General features: G+C 66.5%; 15 protein-coding genes and 1 riboswitch. Of the genes, 8 read left to right on the top strand and 7 right to left on the bottom strand.

Annotation, left to right across the window (positions count from 1 at the left end):
• Window positions 1-17: 17 nt before the first annotated feature.
• From ACYVLV_RS14110 to ACYVLV_RS14095, 4 genes are all read right to left on the bottom strand, one after another.
• Window positions 18-1013, bottom strand: coding sequence for a hydrogenase maturation protease (locus ACYVLV_RS14110; protein ID WP_460810867.1), 996 nt, complete (start codon window positions 1011-1013; stop codon window positions 18-20).
• 29 nt (window positions 1014-1042) lie between these two features.
• Window positions 1043-2671 (bottom strand): nickel-dependent hydrogenase large subunit, encoded by a 1629-nt coding sequence (locus tag ACYVLV_RS14105; RefSeq protein ID WP_460810866.1) that lies wholly within the window; start codon window positions 2669-2671, stop codon window positions 1043-1045.
• A 110-nt stretch (window positions 2672-2781) separates the two neighbouring features.
• The gene (locus ACYVLV_RS14100; protein WP_460810865.1) at window positions 2782-3753 is read right to left on the bottom strand and encodes an NADH-quinone oxidoreductase subunit B family protein; all 972 of its coding nucleotides are present in this window, start codon (window positions 3751-3753) and stop codon (window positions 2782-2784) included.
• 36 nt (window positions 3754-3789) lie between these two features.
• Window positions 3790-4344 (bottom strand): DUF1641 domain-containing protein, encoded by a 555-nt coding sequence (locus tag ACYVLV_RS14095; protein ID WP_460810863.1) that lies wholly within the window; start codon window positions 4342-4344, stop codon window positions 3790-3792.
• A 201-nt stretch (window positions 4345-4545) separates the two neighbouring features.
• Here ACYVLV_RS14095 and ACYVLV_RS14090 point away from each other — a divergent pair, with 201 nt between their 5' ends.
• From ACYVLV_RS14090 to ACYVLV_RS14075, 4 genes are read left to right on the top strand one after another with little or no spacing between them, the layout of a single operon-like run.
• The gene (locus tag ACYVLV_RS14090; RefSeq protein ID WP_460810862.1) at window positions 4546-5631 is read left to right on the top strand and encodes an AraC family transcriptional regulator; all 1086 of its coding nucleotides are present in this window, start codon (window positions 4546-4548) and stop codon (window positions 5629-5631) included.
• Window positions 5624-5980: a hydrogenase maturation nickel metallochaperone HypA gene (locus ACYVLV_RS14085; protein WP_460810861.1), complete on the top strand. Its 357-nt coding sequence runs from the start codon at window positions 5624-5626 to the stop codon at window positions 5978-5980. The genes ACYVLV_RS14090 and ACYVLV_RS14085 overlap by 8 nt, the downstream gene beginning before the upstream one ends.
• Complete coding sequence (gene hypB, locus ACYVLV_RS14080) at window positions 5980-6729, top strand: hydrogenase nickel incorporation protein HypB (protein WP_460810859.1); 750 nt, start codon at window positions 5980-5982, stop codon at window positions 6727-6729. The genes ACYVLV_RS14085 and hypB overlap by 1 nt, the downstream gene beginning before the upstream one ends.
• On the top strand, window positions 6729-7574 hold the full coding sequence (locus tag ACYVLV_RS14075; protein WP_460810857.1) for a hypothetical protein: 846 nt from the start codon (window positions 6729-6731) through the stop codon (window positions 7572-7574). The genes hypB and ACYVLV_RS14075 overlap by 1 nt, the downstream gene beginning before the upstream one ends.
• Before the next feature lie 174 nt (window positions 7575-7748).
• Here ACYVLV_RS14075 and ACYVLV_RS14070 read toward each other — a convergent pair whose 3' ends face one another.
• Window positions 7749-8402, bottom strand: a complete 654-nt coding sequence (locus tag ACYVLV_RS14070; protein ID WP_460810855.1) for a class I SAM-dependent methyltransferase — start codon at window positions 8400-8402, stop codon at window positions 7749-7751.
• Between the two features lie 41 nt (window positions 8403-8443).
• On the opposite strand from ACYVLV_RS14070, the gene ACYVLV_RS14065 reads away from it, so the two are divergent.
• A complete protein-coding gene (locus ACYVLV_RS14065) occupies window positions 8444-9556 on the top strand; it encodes a radical SAM protein (RefSeq protein ID WP_460810852.1) in 1113 nt (370 codons plus the stop codon).
• Between the two features lie 297 nt (window positions 9557-9853).
• Here the strand turns inward: ACYVLV_RS14065 and paaK are convergent, their stop codons facing one another.
• The gene (gene paaK, locus ACYVLV_RS14060) at window positions 9854-11149 is read right to left on the bottom strand and encodes a phenylacetate--CoA ligase PaaK (protein WP_460810851.1); all 1296 of its coding nucleotides are present in this window, start codon (window positions 11147-11149) and stop codon (window positions 9854-9856) included.
• A gap of 126 nt (window positions 11150-11275) precedes the next feature.
• Window positions 11276-11515: riboswitch (cobalamin riboswitch) on the top strand.
• A gap of 139 nt (window positions 11516-11654) precedes the next feature.
• On the opposite strand from paaK, the gene ACYVLV_RS14055 reads away from it, so the two are divergent.
• Together ACYVLV_RS14055 and ACYVLV_RS14050 are read left to right on the top strand one after the other, a co-directional pair.
• Entirely contained in the window at window positions 11655-14042 is a 2388-nt protein-coding gene (locus ACYVLV_RS14055) for a ribonucleoside-diphosphate reductase subunit alpha (RefSeq protein WP_460810849.1), read from the top strand.
• Window positions 14039-15067: a ribonucleotide-diphosphate reductase subunit beta gene (locus tag ACYVLV_RS14050; RefSeq protein ID WP_460810848.1), complete on the top strand. Its 1029-nt coding sequence runs from the start codon at window positions 14039-14041 to the stop codon at window positions 15065-15067. Before ACYVLV_RS14055 ends, ACYVLV_RS14050 begins: the two co-directional genes overlap by 4 nt.
• A gap of 30 nt (window positions 15068-15097) precedes the next feature.
• Here ACYVLV_RS14050 and ACYVLV_RS14045 read toward each other — a convergent pair whose 3' ends face one another.
• Window positions 15098-16177, bottom strand: a complete 1080-nt coding sequence (locus tag ACYVLV_RS14045; protein ID WP_460810847.1) for a glycoside hydrolase family 6 protein — start codon at window positions 16175-16177, stop codon at window positions 15098-15100.
• Window positions 16178-16317: 140 nt separating this feature from the next.
• On the opposite strand from ACYVLV_RS14045, the gene ACYVLV_RS14040 reads away from it, so the two are divergent.
• Window positions 16318-17400: an FUSC family protein gene (locus ACYVLV_RS14040; protein ID WP_460810846.1), complete on the top strand. Its 1083-nt coding sequence runs from the start codon at window positions 16318-16320 to the stop codon at window positions 17398-17400.
• Window positions 17401-17410: the final 10 nt, after the last annotated feature.

Genomic DNA, 17410 nt, shown 5'->3' with positions numbered 1-17410 from the left:
GTGGACCAAGGGGTCCTCTACGTCTCGCCGCGGTACGACGAATCACGTCCGCGGCCTGGTGGGCCCGCAGCTCGGTCCGGAAGTTGCGCAGCGGTCGACGATCGATCCCCTCGGGGCTGAGCACGATCAGATACACCGTCCACTGGCCCGATTCCCGCACGACCTCGGTCTGGACCTCGTACTCCATCAGCCTGCGCTCCCCCCGTTGGTTCACCGACCAGCACCCGCAACGACCCCGAGGCCTCGTCCCACCGCACCGGAAACCTCCCGATCGCGGGCGCGAACGCGAAGACCTCGCTCACCAGGAGCGACCGGTCTCCGGCTGCGTTGCACTGTTTGAGGACCAACCCGCCGTAGCCGGACCCGGCCAACGGGACCAGGTCCAGGTCGGGGCCCTCCATCCGGGCCACGCACACATCCTGGGGAAACCAGCGGGCGGCGAGGGCTGCCGGGACGTGCAGGTAGCCGTCTTCGGTGATCTCCACGGTGGGGGCGGCGGGGAAGAACTCGCTCACGATCAGCTCCAGCACCTGCTGCATGCCCTGCGCGACCGGCGTACTCAACTCCGTCCCCGGCTCCAACTGTTCGGCCTCGACGAGGAAGACCGTGACGTCGGTGGGGCGCAAGGGCCCCAACAACCATGAACTGAACGAGATGGCGTGGTTCCACCGGAAGTTGTGGGTGTGGAGGCCGTCGATCGGTGGCAGTTCCGCCAGGTGCTCAGCCGGGACCCGGTAGACCGTCCCAGCCGGGTTCTCGGTGCTGGCCGCATCGACGATCACGACCCGCTCGGCTCCCCGCATGCCGAAGGCGACATCCATCCCGGACGTACCGCCGTCCACCACACGCACACCGTCCGGGATACCCCGCTCGTGGAGGTGGCGGACCAGGATCGGGCCGACCGCGTCATCGCCCCGCAGGATGTTCCCGCAGCCGATCACCAGCAACTCGCACGGCTCCGGAGCGAATCCGTCGTCGAGTAGTTCGTAGGGCTGCTGCACGGCCGGCGCCATGTCGATTCTCGGCCTCACCTCGGCCCGTCTCACACCATTCCGTTGATGACGAACTCGTTGAGTTGCTTGCCGGTCTTGCCGTCGTAGGCGTGCACCGTGCACACCAGGCAGGAGTCGAAGGACCGAGCCACGTGGCCGAGTTCCACCGGGTCCTCGATGTCCACGATCGGGGTGCCGAGCAGCGCCTGCTCGATGGGTCCGAGGGTGCCCGTGGAGTCGCGGGGTCCGATGTTCCAGGCTGTCGGCGTGACGATCTGATAGTTCTTGATCTTTCCGTCCTCTAACACGATCCAGTCGGACAGCGCCCCACGAGCGGCCTCGGTGGATCCGAATCCCTTGCCCGACGCGTGCTCGGTGGGTTTGGTGTAGAAGGAGCCCTGGAGATCGATCTGGCTCAGCCACTCCATGCACCATGCGAAGTACTTCGGCGCCTCGTGCATCCGCGCCATCTGCCGGGAGAACACCGACGGGCCGATGTTGTTCAGGATGTCGACGAACAACGGGTCGTCATCCTGGTGGGGCAGCGCTCCGGGTGCGCCGGCGGCCATTCGCCGGGCCAGCGGCCCGGCTTCGAGGGGCATCCGACCGAGGTCGGGTACGTCGTACCGCGGAGACTTGGCCCAGGAGTACTTGCCCTGCTCGCGCCCATCCTTCGGGTCGACCGGGTTGGTCTCCCCCTCCCACGGGTGCAGGGGGCGGTCGCCGGTGTAGAAGGAGTGGCTGACGTCCTCGGTGACGCGCATGTGGTCGAAGGTCGACCACTTGCCGTCCGCGTAGATGCCAGAGCGGCCCTTGAGCGCGTCGTTGCGGCCGTCGATGGTCGGGTTCTCATACAACGCCGGATCAAAGTAGGTCCCCGTGGCGAAGTAGTTGCCGCAGCCCGCGCCGTACTTGTCCAGGCCGACGTCGAGGCAGTAGCGGATGAAGAACCCGCAGTCGGAGTTGTACTGCGACTCGTTCTCCTCGACCCAGGCCAACATGTCCTCCCAGGACTTGACCTCCAACCAGCGCTCCACCGAGCACCCGAGCCACATGCCCTCGAGCCAGTTGTCCTTCCAGTGCTGAAGGATGGCGGTGGCGCGGGTGATGTCGGAGAGGTTGGGGGCACACATGACCCCACCCGGGACCATGAACGAGGAGTGCGGCCATTGGCCACCGAAGATCGCGTACACCTCCACGGGCTTCCCGGAGAGCACCACGCCCTTCTGGTACGACGTGCCGACGTACGGTGCGAACCGGCGGACCGCCTCGTCGTACATCGGGGACGCGGCGTAGTTCTTGTTCACCAGATCGACCGCGAAGAGCGCATAGAAGTAGCGCGGGATGGACTGGAGCGTCTCGCAGGCCTGGGCGATGTTGCGGATCAGTGTGGCGTTCTGCGGAACGTGAGTGCTCCAGGCCGTGTCGAGGGCGTAGCAGGCCTTGTAGAGGTGGCTGCCCCCGCAGATCCCGCAGACCCGGGGCGTCACGATCAGTCCCGCCTGCGGGTCCTTGCCTTTCAGAATCATCTCGAACCCACGGAACATTGCGGCTTCGGTCCAGGCGGAGGTGACGACACCGCCCTCGATGGTCACCCGGACGTCGAGATCACCTTCGACTCGTCCCAAAGGGGACACGAAGAGATCCACGGCCTCGCTGGAGGATTGCGTTGCGGTCATGGTGAGTACTTCCTTCTCGACTTGATCCCCATGGCGTCGTGACGGCGTCTACGGGATGAGCTCGGTGCTGGCCTACGTCTTCCCTGCGGTGAGGTGATCGGCTACTCACCTCACACGACGAACATGTCTTCTTTCGACCACTGCGGAGCGGCGATTCGCGCCGCCGCCGCATGGGCCATATAGGTGAGATGGTCGGCGCCTTCGGGCACCTCCTTGGGGATCGTCCCGGAGACCTTCTGGGTCTTGAAGACGGTGCCAGCCGCGAGGTCGAAGAACGGGAACTCCGGTTCGGTGCACCCCAGACACGGCATCCCGGATCGGGTCTTGGAGGACTGCCGGTTCCACAGGATCCGGTTGCACGGCGAGTGCGTCATCGGGCCGCGGCAGCCGAACTCGTAGAAGAGGCAGCCGGTCCGGGTGCCCTCACCGAAGCTGGTGGTGGATTGCTTGTATTCGAAGAACTGCACCCGGGTGCATCCGGTCTGGGTGAAGGTCTTGAAGAAAGTCTGCGGACGATGCAGATCATCAAGGGCGATGTCACCGGCCCGACCGGTGGCCAGGGCGACCAGGATCTGCGTGATCCAGTCCGGGTGCGCGGGGCAGCCGGGGATGTTGATGATCGGCAACCCGGACTTCGATCGCCAGTCCGGGCCGAGGAAGCCGCCGCGTTCACGCTTGTGGAACTGCAGACCGGTGGAGTCGCTCGGGTTCGGTTCCATCGCCGGGATACCACCCCAGCAGGCACAGTCGCCGATCGCCACGACGATGCTGGCGGCATCGCACAACTCAGTGATCCACTCGATCATCGGTCGATCGGCGAACATGTCCATCCGACCCGATCCGTCGGGACCCTGGATGACGGTCCCCTCGAGGACGAAGATGTCCAACTGGGTGTCCCCGCTGACGCAGTCCCGGAAGATCTTCTGCGCCTGATCGCCCAGCTCGACGCCGAGCGAGGGATGCCAGAGAATCTCCAGCCCGAAGTCGAGGATCAGATCCACGACATTGGGCTCCTCGGCATTGAGGAAGGACATGGTGTTGCCCGAACAAGCTCCTGCCTGGAACCACAGCACTGAGGACATCTGGTTGCCTGCCTAACTCTGGAAGATGTTTTGCTACTAGGAGGGAGCGGAGTTCTTCGCGGTGGTGCTGGTGGTGCCGAGTTCGCGGCCGACTGCCTTGGCGACGGTCGCGAAGTAACTGAGCGTCCGATTGATGTCGGGGTCCTTGAGCAGCTTGAGCAGTGAGAACGCCCCACCGATCTCGACCGGGCCGGCCGCGTAGTCGGCGTTGCCCTGGGCCACGCCGGCGCCGATCTTGGCCAGCTCTTCGGGGGCTCCGCCCTCGAAGGCGGCGACGAGTGGCGGCGTCACCTTGGGCAACACCTCGGCCAGGCTGGTCGCGGCGGCGAGAAGCGCCGGTACGTCGACCTCCGCAGCAAGATCCGCGAACGCTGAGCCGCCGGCGATACCTCGCAGTTCGCTGACCCCGTCGGCGAGGCTGGCCCCGATGACCTCGCTGCGGGCGATAAACCCGTCGAGCCCCTCGAGCATGACCGCCAACAGGTCGGCATGGTCGAGCAGCGTGGCCAGGGATGCGGCGACCTGAGGATCCTCCAAGCGTGCCTGCAGAGCGGCCTGAGCCGAGGCTTCGCGGCTGGGAGCGAGCGTCATCCTGTCCTCCTGACCAGGCCCGAAGAGTGCCGGGCCGAGGCCAGGAATGTAGGACGCCACGTATCGGACGAACTATCACCCGAACGACAGCGCTATCCGAATTACGCAGGTTTCTTGCTCGTAAGGCGCAAGAAGTCGATAGTGGTCACACGCGCAGGTCGACAAGGACTGATCAAAACGGAAGGGCGGAGGTGAGACTGGGTGGTCGATGGCCTGTCGCGACTGCGGTTCATGAATGTGGACCGGACCCGCTTGGACGTGCACCGACGCATCCAGCCGCGAGGCGTGCCGGCCGCTCTGCACAACCACCCGGTGCTCGACACCGAGGACCTCGTGGAGGCGACCGACGCGACGTCCCAATTCCTCGGACACTGCCAAGTGACACCGGAGCATTCCTTTGCGGACCGCCCGGGAGAGGGGTTCCACTGTCGGCTCAACGCCGTACAGCTTCTCGACGTCACCATGGCCTACCTCGACTTCGCCGTCGCCACGACGGTGCACGTTCCCCAGGCCACCACCTGCTTCACGGTCCACATGACCAGCGCCGGGCAGGCGCAGGCCCGGATCAAGGGTGTCACCCACGAGCTGACCCCCTACTTCGCCCTGGTGATCTCACCGGACACGGACTACCACCTTCATCTGGACCACGATTCGCCCCAGACCATCATCCGGATCGAGCAGAAGGCGGTCGAGCGGCAGCTCTCCCGGATGCTGGGCCGACGACTGACGGGCCCGGTGGTTTTCGAACCGGTGGCGGACCTGACCACCGACACGGCCGCTCGGTGGCACGGCGCGCTCCAGATCCTCTTCAGCGAGGTGCTCTCGGAGCAATCGCTGGTCCGCCAGGGGTACGGCGCCGGATCCCTGGAGGAGCTGATCGTCTCGACGTTGCTGTACATGCAACCGTCCAACTACAGCGAGACCCTGCGCTCCCGGCCCCGGCGCTCGGGCCGCGCGGCGGTGACCCGGTCGATCGAGTTCATCGAACGTCACCTCGCCGAGCCGATCAGCCTGGAGGACATCGCGTCGTACGCCCGGATGAGTCCCCGGTCGGTGCAGGTCGGTTTCCGCGAGGACCTCGGCACGACCCCGATCACCTTCGTCCGCGACCGACGCCTCGACGCCGTACGCCGCACGCTGCTGGAGGCGGCCCCGCACTCCGGGGTGACCGTGACCGAGACCGCCACCCGATGGGGGTTCACCCATCTGGGCAACTTCTCCGGCGCCTACCGCCAACGATTCGGGGAGACCCCCTCCCACACGCTGCGAGGGTTCCGCAGTGCATGAACTCTCCCTGTGCCGCGGCATCTACGGCATCGTCGACGACGCCCGGAACGGGCGTGAGGTGCAGGTGGTGCACCTCCAGGTCGGTCAGATGCGGCAGGTCGTACCCGCCACCCTCGTCTACTGCTGGGAGATGGTCACCGAGACCACCGCCCTGGACGGCTCCCGATTGGAGATCGATCATGTGCCGGTGGTCCTGGACTGCACCGACTGTGGGGCCCGCACCACCGTTGAGCACGTGTTGGTTCTGACCTGTTCCGCGTGCGGCAGCGGGGTGATCAGCCTGCACAGCGGCGAGGAGTTCATGGTGACCTCGCTGGATCTCGCGCTCACACCCACTAAGGAGTCCTGATGGGACGTTTCCACCGGCACGACGAAGGCACCACCCACGACCACGACCACGAGTCGGGGCACGGGGACCACTCGGCCTACGACACGGGGACCGAACGGGTCAGCGTGCTGGAACGGATCTTCGGCGAGAACGACAAGTCCGCGGAGGCCAACCGCGCCGCTTTCGATGCCGCTGGGGTCCGGTGCGTGAATCTGATGTCGTCACCCGGAGCCGGCAAGACGACGTTACTGGTTCATACGCTGCGGCACCTTCAGGAGGCCGGGATCAGGGCCGGGGTCGTGGAGGGCGACATCGAAACATCGATCGACGCCGACCGGCTGACCGGCTTGGGGGCCCAGATCGCCCTGCTCAACACCGGCAACGGCTTCGGCGGTGAGTGCCACCTCGACGCCCCGATGGTCGCCCGGGCTTTGGGGAATCTGGACCTCCAGACCCTGGACCTCCTGCTGGTCGAGAACGTGGGCAACCTGGTGTGCCCAGCCGAGTTCGACGTGGGGGCGCACGAGTCGGTGATGGTCTACGCGATCACCGAGGGCGAAGAGAAGCCGCTGAAGTACCCGGTGATGTTCCGCTCCGTGAGCGTGGTGCTGGTTAACAAGATGGACCTTCTCCCCCACCTGGACTTCGACCTCGCGCTCTTCCGCGCCAATCTCAGACAGATCAACCCCACCGCGGTCGTGATCGAGGTCAGCGCCCGCACCGGAGAGGGGCTCGATGCCTGGCACCAGCGGCTGACGGGCACCCCCTGATGCTGCCTCGGATCAACACTGACCCAGCGATCATCGGATTCCATTGGAGTTCCTCCGAGGGCGACCCCCTACGCCTGGTCGACGTGGTCGATCTCCCGGGGGCCGAAGCGGACCGGTGGCTGCCCACCCACCTCGAAGCACTGGACGACGTACTCATCGAGGTGGCCGGACGCTTCGGCGAACTTCTCGGCGGCGGTCGCGGACCGAGGCCGGATGAACAGGACGATCTGGCGGCGTCCTACCGGGCCATCGACCGAGCGTGCGAGGAGTACGACACGGCGCGACTTGCTCCCGTCGCCGCGGACCTGCCCGACGACGTACGGGCCGGACAGATCATCGGAACCGCCGCCCTGATGAGCATCCGTGCTCGTCAGGCCATCGGGCTCATGGGGCCCGCGCCGTTCGACGGGGCGCTCGATGTCCCGGGACCGGGTGTGGTCGGCGGTCGCGCAGGCCTGCACTGGGTCGACGACGACCAGGAATGGGCCGGTGCTCGGTGGCTGGTCGTCAGCGACGAGGGCCGCCGGCTGCCGGCGACGCTCTCGATGCTCCTCTTCGATTCCTCTGGCGTCGACAAGGACGCGACCCTGACCGAGCACCGTGAAGCCCTGAAACGAGTCACCTCGTCGGTCACCGAAGCCGACGTCGAGCCGTTGGCCGCCTCGGGAGCGGTGGATTGGCTGCTCTTCGACTGGGTGATGGCGCACCGTGAGTCCGCCGACTCCGGCGCAGTGGAGATCACGTCCGGCAAGGAGTCTGACGCGGTGATGATCGTCGCTGCTACTGCCGCCTCCACCCGAGTCCGGTCCCGCTTCGACCTGGGGTTGTTGGCTTTGCCGAGCTGATTCGCGATGAACGGGTCGTGTGCCCCAGACCTACCGCAGCACCGGCCTCAGACACACAACCCAGATTAGCCCCGACGGCACTAGGTAGGCCAGTCAGGTCGTGTGCCCCACACCTACCCAAACACCGGCGCCAGGCACACGACCCACGGACGTGTCGCGAGGCTGACAGCTCGTTCAAGCAGCGGTCGCCTGCTTGAGCAGGATCGCGGTGAATTGCTGGTTGGTGCCCCACGGGGTCACGTGCTCCTCGCCGCTGGTCGAGATCAGTTCGAAGTCGGGGAACTCCGCGGCCAGTTCCTCGTGGGTGTAGCGCACGATCGGTAGTCCGCTACAGGTCAGCGGGCCGTCGGGGCCGAAGGTGGCGACCACGACGTACCCACCCGGCTCGAGGCACCGCATCAGCGACTCGCGGTACTCGTCGCGTTCCTCGGGTTCGGTCAGGAAGTGGAAGACGGCGCGGTCGTGCCAGATCGTGTAGGTCCGGCCCGGGCGGAAGTCGAGGATGTCGGCGACGTCGAGGACCACGTCGCTTCGATCAGCCGGGATCCGGTCGCGGACGGTCTGCAACGCGGTGGCCGACAGGTCGATGGCGGTCAGGTCCGCGTAGCCCCGCTCGATGAGGTGATCGATCAGGGTCGACCAGCCGGCGCCGACATCGATGACACCGCGGTCCAGAGCGATCTGGGTCTCGTCGACCAGGCCCAACGACAACCCCGGCACCGACTGCCACCACGACACCCCATCGACGTCCTTGTCGTCGTGCACGTTCTCCCAGAACTCGCTGCGGGACTCGGCGTCGGTGGGTCGGTAAAGCGGCTCGTCAGTCATGACGCGACCCTACGTCCCCGCCCCACCCTTAGAGTCGAACCATGAAACACGATGATCGGCCACTGATCGTTCCTCAGGGACCCCAGGACACACCGGCGGGACACGTCAAGACGCTGATCGACGGCGGTGACATGGACTGCGGCAGCGGGTTGCTCCTGCTGATCACCCGGGCGATGCGTCGCCTCGAGCCCGGTGACACCCTGGGCATCCGCAGTGCTGAGCCCAGTGTGGAGATCGACCTCCCTGTCTGGGCCGAACTGGTGGGCCACCAGATCGCCGCCCGGGTCGCGGAGACCGATCAGGGTCCGTGGTGGTTCTCGGTCGCCAAGGCCGGGGTTCCCGCCCAGGACGCGACGGTGTTCAGCCTCGGCGGTCGTACGCCGGTCGGGAGCCGACTGTGGGCCTATACCAACTTCGACTGCAACCTGGCCTGCCTCTACTGCTGTGCCGAGTCCTCCCCCAAAGCCGACGCCCGTCGACTCGATGTCGACGTGTGCCGCGATCTGTTCGCCGAGTTCCGGGAGCAGGGCGGCAAGGAACTCTTCCTCACCGGCGGTGAGCCCTTCATGCATCCCGAGTTGGGACAGTTGGTCGAAGCCGGCGAAGGACTCTCGCGCACGATCCTGACCAACGCCATGGTCTTCGGGAAGGGACGACGCCGAGAGACGCTCGAGAACATCGACCGCTCGGTGGTGATGCAGGTCAGTCTGGACTCTGCGGCGCCCGGCCCCCACGACAAGATGCGTGGCGCCGGATCGTGGGCCCGTGCGATGGACGGCATCGACCTGGCCCGTTCGCTGGGCTTCCAGGTCCGCGTGGCCGCGACGATGTTCGACGAGGATCCCGTCGGCGTCGCCGCGCTGCACGAGCGTCTCGACATCATCGGGATCGACAAGGAGGACCGGGTGATCCGTCCGGTGGCCGACGAGGGCTTCGCCGAAGGCGGGGTCCACGTGTCCATCGACAACCTCGAGCCCGAGCCGGTGATCACCGCGGACGGCGCCTGGTGGCACCCTGTCGCGATCACGAACCCCCACATGCGAATCGCGGACGCGCCGTTGGTCCTGGAGGAGATCTTCGGCGTCGTACGCGACACCCTGAAGGTCCAGGACGCCGCCGCGGCCTCGGGCCGCGAGGTCTTCCGCTGCGCGTAGAGCTCACCCGCCTAGGTTTCGACCCCGGTGGTCGCTCAAGAGATCCGCAAGATCTGCCGCAGGCCACCCGTAGCCGCTGAGCGAGGAGCGAACGTGTTACCGAACGCTTCCCCGCTCGTGCCCCAGATGTGGGCCGTCTGTTGCGGCGCCGTCCGTAATGTTCTCTTTGTCAGCAGCGATTGGGGGATAGCCGCTGACAGAGTCGGACTGGCCGCAAATCTGGGGGGATTGCGGATGTCTTGCTCCAGCCGGGCCCGGTCGATGCGTGTCAACGCCTCGAGCGGGCCCTGCTGCGATTCAACGTAGGGGTCGCTCGTCGACGATCCGTCGCATCTTCCCCATCGACCGTTCGATCCCGTCCGGCGCCAAGACCTCGACACCGATGCTCACCCCGATGGTGCTCTTGACCAGGTGTCGCAACTCGGCCGCGGCCCGATCCGTAGCGCCCGGCTCCGCGTCGCCGCGTCTCTCGACCCGGACGATCATCTCGTCGAGCGTCCCGGGTCGGACCAGGACGCACTGGAAGTGCGGGGCCAGGGCGGGGACGCCGAGCAGGAGCTCCTCGATCTGGGTCGGGAACAGATTGACCCCCCGCAGGATGATCATGTCGTCGGTGCGACCGGTGACCTTCTCCATCCGGCGCATCGGCCGAGCGGTGCCGGGAAGCAGTCGGGTCAGGTCCCGGGTGCGGTAGCGGATCACGGGCATCGCCTGCTTGGTCAGGGAGGTGAACACCAACTCGCCCTCCTCCCCGTCGGGCAGCACCTCCCCGCTCAACGGGTCGATGATCTCGGGGTAGAAGTGGTCCTCCCAGATGTGCAGACCGTCCTTGGTCTCCACGACCTCCTGGGCGACTCCTGGCCCCATCACCTCGGAGAGTCCGTAGATGTCGACGGCATCGATGCCGAGGGTCTGCTCCAGTTCGGTGCGCATCTGATCGGTCCAGGGCTCGGCACCGAAGACGCCTATCTCCAACGAAGTCGAGCGCGGGTCGATCCCCTGGCGACGCATCTCATCGACTATCGCGAGCAGGTAGGAGGGCGTCACCGTGATGACGCGGGGACGGAAGTCCATGATCAGGCGGACCTGGCGCTCGGTCATCCCACCGGAGACCGGGACGACGGTGCACCCGAGTCGCTCAGCTCCGGCGTGGACACCGAGACCGCCGGTGAACAGCCCGTAGCCGTAGGCGTTGTGCAACAGGTCTCCGGGCCGGGCACCGGCCGCGCGGAGGCTGCGGGCCATGACGGTGGCCCAGACGTCGAGGTCCTCGGCGGTGTAGCCGACCACCGTCGGGGTCCCGGTGGTTCCGGAGGAGGAGTGCAACCGCGCGATCTCCTCCCGCGGCACCGCGAACATCCCGAAGGGATAGTTCTCGCGTAGATCCGCCTTCGTGGTGAACGGGAGTCGTGCGAGGTCCGACAGATCGGTCAGGTCGTCAGGATGCACGCCGACCGCGTCGAACGACGCCCGGTAGTGGGGAACGTTCTCGTAGGCGTGTCGAACCGACCACTGGAGCCGCTGCCACTGCAGTGTCCTGAGTTCGTCGACCGAGGCGTTCTCGATGTCCTCGCCCTGCGTCACCTCATGCATGCGCTCACTTGATCAGAACCAGCGGCGGGCAACAAGGGGGCAGCACGATTCGACCTACTGCACCACTCTCGGCAAGCGACACGCCACCACTAGATGTGGTCCCACACTTCACCTCGATCCCTACATATGGTGCTGAATGCAGCTGGTTCGTGGCGTCAACCCAGGCGTCACGTGGCAACAGGGAACCCGGTGAGAGACCGGGACTGCCCCGCAGCGGTGAGTGGGAACGACAGTCGTCAACAGCACTGAGCAACTCCCGGAGAACCCCGGAACGCTTGGGAAGCGGCGGCCAGTAGGAGTCCGCGTCGGGAGACCGACCACGACAGGCCCGCGAGTCCGAAGACCTGCCAGCGCACCGTACCCACCCCGGGTGCGGTGGTCGAAGGCCTCGTGGGACGGCCGACGCCTCGTACGACGCGCGCCGGAGAAACCGTCAGCGTCGTCCTCGACGTCACCCTCCTCGCGGCACTCCGACCGGTCCACGACCGAACTCGCGAGGAGAGACATGACGGTCACAGAGAATCCCCGACGCACCACGATGGGCGTCCGCAAACGCAACGGCGACACCGAATCAGTCGACGTGAACAAGATCGTCCGGGCGGTCGACCGCGTCAGCGGCGACCTGGCCGACGTCGACCCGATGCGCGTCGCCACCCGCACCATCAGCGGCCTCTACGACGGCGCCACCACCGCCGAACTGGACCGGCTCTCCATCCAGACCTCCGCAGAGATGATCGGCGAGGAGCCGCAGTACTCCCGCCTCGCGGCCCGCCTGTTGGCCGGGTACATCGAGAAGGAGGTCCGCAACCAGGGGGTGATGTCCTTCAGCCAATCGGTGGCCCTCGGTCACGCCGAGGGTCTGATCGGTGACGACACCGCCCGCTTCGTCAAGGACAACGCCCGCAAGCTCGACTTCGCCATCGACCACGAGGCCGACCATCGCTTCGAGTACTTCGGCTTGCGCACCGTCTACGACCGTTACCTCCTGCGGCACCCGACCTCCCGGTTGGTCGTGGAGACGCCGCAGTACTTCCTGCTCCGGGTGGCCTCCGGTTTGGCCCAGAGCCCGTCGGAGGCGGTCGAGTTCTACCGGCTGATGTCGTCCCTGGCCTATCTGCCCAGCAGCCCGACGTTGTTCAACTCCGGGACCCGGCATACCCAGATGTCCTCCTGCTACCTCATCGACTCCCCGGTGGACGACCTCGAGTCGATCTATTCGCGCTACACCCAGGTGGCGAAGCTGTCGAAGTTCGCCGGCGGCATCGGCATCGCGTTCTCCCGGGTGCGCTCCCGCGGTGCGTTGATCCGGGGCACGAACGGTCAGTCCAACGGGATCGTGCCGTTCCTGCGCACGCTGGACGCCTCGGTGGCCGCGGTCAACCAGGGCGGACGGCGCAAGGGTGCCGCCTGTGTCTACCTCGAGCCGTGGCACCCGGATGTCGAGGAGTTCCTGGAGTTGCGGGACAACACCGGTGAGGACGCCCGCCGCACCCACAACCTGAATCTGGCGCACTGGATCCCCGACGAGTTCATGCGTCGGGTCGAGGCGGACCAGGTGTGGTCCCTCATCGACCCCGATCAGGCCCCCGAGCTGCCCGACCTGTGGGGGGCCGCGTTCGACGAGGCCTACCGACGGGCCGAGGCGGAGGGGCGCTACGTCCGTCAGGTTCAGGCCCGCGATCTCTACAGCAGGATGATGCGCACCCTGGCCCAGACCGGAAACGGGTGGATGACCTTCAAGGACGCCTCCAACCGGACCTGCAACCAAACCCGCGACACCCCCGGCGGCCCGGTGGTGCACCTGTCCAACCTGTGCACCGAGATCGTCGAGGTCTCCTCCAACGATGAGACTGCCGTGTGCAACCTGGGGTCGATCAACCTGGCCCAACACCTCACCCGCGACGGGGATCACCACGACATCGATTGGGACAAACTCCGCGAAACCGTGCGGACCGCGGTGCCGTTCCTGGATCGCGTCATCGACATCAACTTCTACCCCAGCGCCGAGTCGGCCGCCTCCAACCCTCGGTGGCGACCCATCGGGCTGGGCCTGATGGGTCTTCAGGACGCATTCTTCGCGCTCGCTCTGCCCTTCGACTCCCCCGCGGCGCGGGAGTTGTCCACCCGGATCTCGGAGGAGATCTACCTGACCGCCCTGGAGGTGTCCTGCGACCTCGCCGGGAAGCACGGGCCGCATCCGGCGTACGCCGAGACCAGGGCGGCCGGGGGCGACCTGCAACCCGACCTGTGGGGGGTCACCGGCCACCAGGAGGCGCGGTGGACAGCGGTACGCGCCGCGGTCGCCGAGCACGGGTTACGCAACTCGCTGCTCATCGCCATCGCCCCGACGGCCACGATCGCCTCCATCGCCGGGTGCTACGAGTGCATCGAGCCCCAGGTCTCCAACCTGTTCAAACGCGAGACGCTGTCCGGTGAGTTCCTGCAGGTCAACGCGGCTCTGACCCGTGAGCTCAAGGCTCGCGGGCTGTGGACCGCCGAGGTCCGGGAGGCCATCAAGAGGGCCGAGGGGTCGGTGCAGGGCGTCGTGGCCATCCCCGAGGACATCCGCGCCCTGTTCCGCACCGCCTGGGAGCTGCCGCAACGGGCGCTGGTCGACATGGCCGCCGATCGCGCGGCGTACATCGATCAGAGTCAGTCCCTCAACCTGTTCATCGCCGGGCCCTCCATCGGGAAGCTCTCCTCGATGTATCTGCACGCCTGGAAGTCCGGGTTGAAAACGACCTACTACCTGCGGTCCCGCCCTGCGACCCGGATCCAACAGACCACCACATCGGTTCGCGAGACCGCGACCGTCCCCGATCCGGAGACCCAGGCGTCCGAAGCGCTCGCCTGCTCCCTGGAGAACCCCGATAACTGCGAGGCCTGCCAATGACCACGACTCCCACCACCACCACCGAGCGGATGCTGCTCGACCCCGGGATGAATCTGACCCTGCGCCCGATGCGCTACCCGCACTTCTACGACCGCTATCGCGACGCGATCAAAAACACCTGGACTGTGGAGGAGATCGACCTCCACTCCGATCTGAAGGACCTCGCCAAGCTCAGTCCAGCCGAACAGCACCTCGTCTCCCGACTGGTGGCCTTCTTCGCCACCGGGGACACCATCGTGGCCAACAACCTGGTGCTGAACCTGTACCAGCACATCAACTCCCCCGAGGGTCGGCTCTACCTCTCCCGGCAGCTCTTCGAGGAGGCAGTACACGTTCAGTTCTATCTGACCCTGCTCGACACCTACGTGACCGACGAGGATGAGCGGCACGAGGCCTTCGCCGCGGTGGACAACATCCCCTCGATCAAGGCCAAGGCCGACTTCTGTTTCCGGTGGATCGACACGGTCTTCGACCTGGACGCGCTGGAGACGCGTGAGCACCGGCGGGCGTTCCTGCTGAACGTGATCTGCTTCGCCGCGGTCATCGAGGGGTTGTTCTTCTACGGCGCGTTCGCCTACGTCTACTTCCTACGCAGTCGTGGCCTGCTCAACGGGCTGGCGTCGGGGACGAACTGGGTCTTCCGGGACGAGTCGATGCACATGGCCTTCGCCTTCGACGTGGTCGACACGGTGCGGGCGGAGGAGCCGGACCTGTTCGACGACGTGATGGCCGCCCAGGTCCGGCAGATGCTCATCGACGGGGTCGAGGCCGAGGCCCAGTTCGCCGAGGACCTCCTCGAGGGAGGGGTCGCCGGGTTGTCGACGGCCGACATGAGGTCCTACCTGGAGTACGTCGCGGACCGCCGAATGGAGCGGTTGGACCTGCCGGTGATCTACGGGTCGAAAAATCCGCTGGCCTTCATGGAGCTGCAGGACGTCCAGGAGCTCTCGAACTTCTTCGAACGGAAGGTCTCCGCCTATCAGGTGGGGGTCACCGGCGACGTCGGGTTCGACGAGGAGTTCTGACCCACATCTAAGGGGTGGCTGGTCCGCGCGTCAGTACGGTGACGTGCGGGCCAGCGCCAACGCTCGCTGCGTCACGAAGGGGTCGGCCTGGCGGTAGAGCCACGGGCGCCCGAACCAGAGGTAGCCGTCGACGTGCTGAGCAGCTCGCTCGCGAGCCACTTCCGAGAGACCCCAGGCCGAGTTGGTGACGTCGGTGGTCGGGGGGATGCCGAGCTTCAGGCAGATCCGCGGGTCGGTCTTCCGGCGGCAGACCCGGGCGTTGTTGTCGTCCTTGCCGTCGTACTTGCCGAACTCGAAGGGGTTGCCGCTCGAGGAGGTGTTGATGACGATGTGCTTGTCGGTGATCCCCCGTGCGGCCAGCGCCTCGACGATCGCGGTGCCGCGTTCGATCTCGAGCTCGGTGTCGGAGTAATGGGTGCTGTTCAGGGCGATCCCGCGGATGAACCGGATGCCCCCGGGAATGATGAACCGCAGGACCGCGTCCACTCCGCCTTGGGAGCGGTGCGGCCAGTCCCAGGCACCGGCGTCGATGTAGACGCTCGTGTTGGGTAGCGCCGCGAACCGCTTGGCGGCGTACTTGACCAGACGGGACGGCACCTTGGATCCACCCGGCGCGCACAGGGCGAACGGCCCATCCGGCTGCAGGATGATCGCCGCGTGGGTGTCGCCCGTCGCTTGGGCGAATCGGCGGATCCACTGCCGGTAGGACTTCTTCTCCGCCTTGGTCGGAAGTCGACGGCAGGCCTCACCCTCCCAGGGGTCCATCCGGAACACGGCCATCTGCACCAGCGCTTCGGGGTCGCCAGCCTGCGCATTGGAGATGTAGTCGCGCACCTTGCGCTTGACGCTCGCGTTGGAGATCCAGTCCCCGAACCACTTGGCCTTCGGGGCAAGGGCGATTTTCCCGAGCAGGTCCTTCTTGCGACCGGTGGCGTTCACGTACGGCGCCCACGTCTGCTCGGCATACCCCTTGTAGACGCCCATCGTCCGTCCCGCGAGCGGGTTCCCGCCGACCGCCTCCGGCTCGGATGTGTCGCCGACGGAGGCCGGGGTGACGAACAGCAGACTGCACAGCAGCGCAAGCGGGAGAAGCCGCAGGAGGGGTGACATGGGGATTCCTGACGTTGGGGGGTCCCCCGATTGTGCGACGCCGGACCGGCCTGTGTCCCCGGAATGACCCCGAAGGACCCAGCCGCGCGGAGCCCAGACGCCGGTGGCGCACCCGAGCGGAGGTGAGATTGACTGGTCGCATGGGCCTGCGACTCACCTCCCGATTTGGGTCTCCGCTGGGGTGGCTCCGCTCCCCCGCGAACCAGACCGACCTGATCCAGATCTCCAAGACGGTGCTGGCAGCGGTCGTGGCCTGGCTGCTTGCGGTGGAGGTCTTCGACCTGGCCCAACCGTTCCTCGCCCCCTGGACCGCGCTCCTCACCGTGCACGCCACCGTCTACCGGACCTTCTGGCGGGGCGCTCAGTCCGTATCGGCGACGGTCCTGGGAATCGGATTGTCGGTGCTGGCCGTGGCGGTCACCGGCAACGGGGTCCTCGCCTTGACCCTGGCGTTGCTGATCGGTCTGCTGGTCTCGCGGATCAAACCCCTACGGGAAGAGGGCGTGGCCGTGGCCACCACCGCCCTGTTCGTCCTCACCACCGGGTACGAACAGCAGGCGCAGCAGCTAGGAGAGCGATTCCTCGACGTCGCACTGGGGGTCACGATCGGGGTCCTGGTCAACCTTCTGGTCCTCCCACCGTTGAACGATCGCAGCGCCCGGATGCAGGTCGATCAGGTGAACCGCGAGATGGGCGGACTGATGCGGAGGATGGCGCAGGAACTGCGCTCGGACTTCGGTCCCGAACTGTCCGGCGAATGGATCGAGGCGACCCGGGACATGGATCGGCATCTCGACGACGCCTGGGCCCTGGTCGGCCACGCCAGAGAGAGCAGCTGGTGGAATCCTCGCCGTCTCACGGGCAAGACGGCGGCCGAACACGACACGACCCTGGAGGACGTCCTGCGTCGGCTCGAGGACGGGGTCGCCCAACTACGCAATATCGCCCGCACCGTGGATGAGTCGACCCGCAGTGCCCACTCCTGGGACGAGCGGTTCCGCGACCCCTGGGTGGGTCTCCTCGACGACTTGGGGCGACGCATCACCGAGCCGGACCAGGAGGTCGCCGGGGTCCGCACCCGAATCGACACCCTGACCAGGGATCTGTCGGTCGAGGACCTTCCGGGGCTCTATTGGCCGCTGTACGGCGCACTGATCACAGCACTGCGAAACGTGATCGATGTGGTCGACGACACGGCGAGCCGCTCGAATGCGAGCACCTGAGGGACCGTTG

Source organism: Nocardioides salsibiostraticola, assembly GCF_054783655.1.
Note: the sequence above shows the minus strand (reverse complement) of the source record. Positions and strands in the feature narration are given on the sequence as shown.

Coding starts and splice junctions, on each gene's coding strand:
- ACYVLV_RS14110 (WP_460810867.1), bottom strand. CDS start 1,013: ATGGCGCCGGCCGTGCAGCAGCCCTACGAACTACTCGACGACGGATTC.
- ACYVLV_RS14105 (WP_460810866.1), bottom strand. CDS start 2,671: ATGACCGCAACGCAATCCTCCAGCGAGGCCGTGGATCTCTTCGTGTCC.
- ACYVLV_RS14100 (WP_460810865.1), bottom strand. CDS start 3,753: ATGTCCTCAGTGCTGTGGTTCCAGGCAGGAGCTTGTTCGGGCAACACC.
- ACYVLV_RS14095 (WP_460810863.1), bottom strand. CDS start 4,344: ATGACGCTCGCTCCCAGCCGCGAAGCCTCGGCTCAGGCCGCTCTGCAG.
- hypB (WP_460810859.1), top strand. CDS start 5,980: ATGGGACGTTTCCACCGGCACGACGAAGGCACCACCCACGACCACGAC.
- ACYVLV_RS14075 (WP_460810857.1), top strand. CDS start 6,729: ATGCTGCCTCGGATCAACACTGACCCAGCGATCATCGGATTCCATTGG.
- ACYVLV_RS14070 (WP_460810855.1), bottom strand. CDS start 8,402: ATGACTGACGAGCCGCTTTACCGACCCACCGACGCCGAGTCCCGCAGC.
- ACYVLV_RS14065 (WP_460810852.1), top strand. CDS start 8,444: ATGAAACACGATGATCGGCCACTGATCGTTCCTCAGGGACCCCAGGAC.
- paaK (WP_460810851.1), bottom strand. CDS start 11,149: ATGCATGAGGTGACGCAGGGCGAGGACATCGAGAACGCCTCGGTCGAC.
- ACYVLV_RS14055 (WP_460810849.1), top strand. CDS start 11,655: ATGACGGTCACAGAGAATCCCCGACGCACCACGATGGGCGTCCGCAAA.
- ACYVLV_RS14050 (WP_460810848.1), top strand. CDS start 14,039: ATGACCACGACTCCCACCACCACCACCGAGCGGATGCTGCTCGACCCC.
- ACYVLV_RS14045 (WP_460810847.1), bottom strand. CDS start 16,177: ATGTCACCCCTCCTGCGGCTTCTCCCGCTTGCGCTGCTGTGCAGTCTG.
- ACYVLV_RS14040 (WP_460810846.1), top strand. CDS start 16,318: ATGGGCCTGCGACTCACCTCCCGATTTGGGTCTCCGCTGGGGTGGCTC.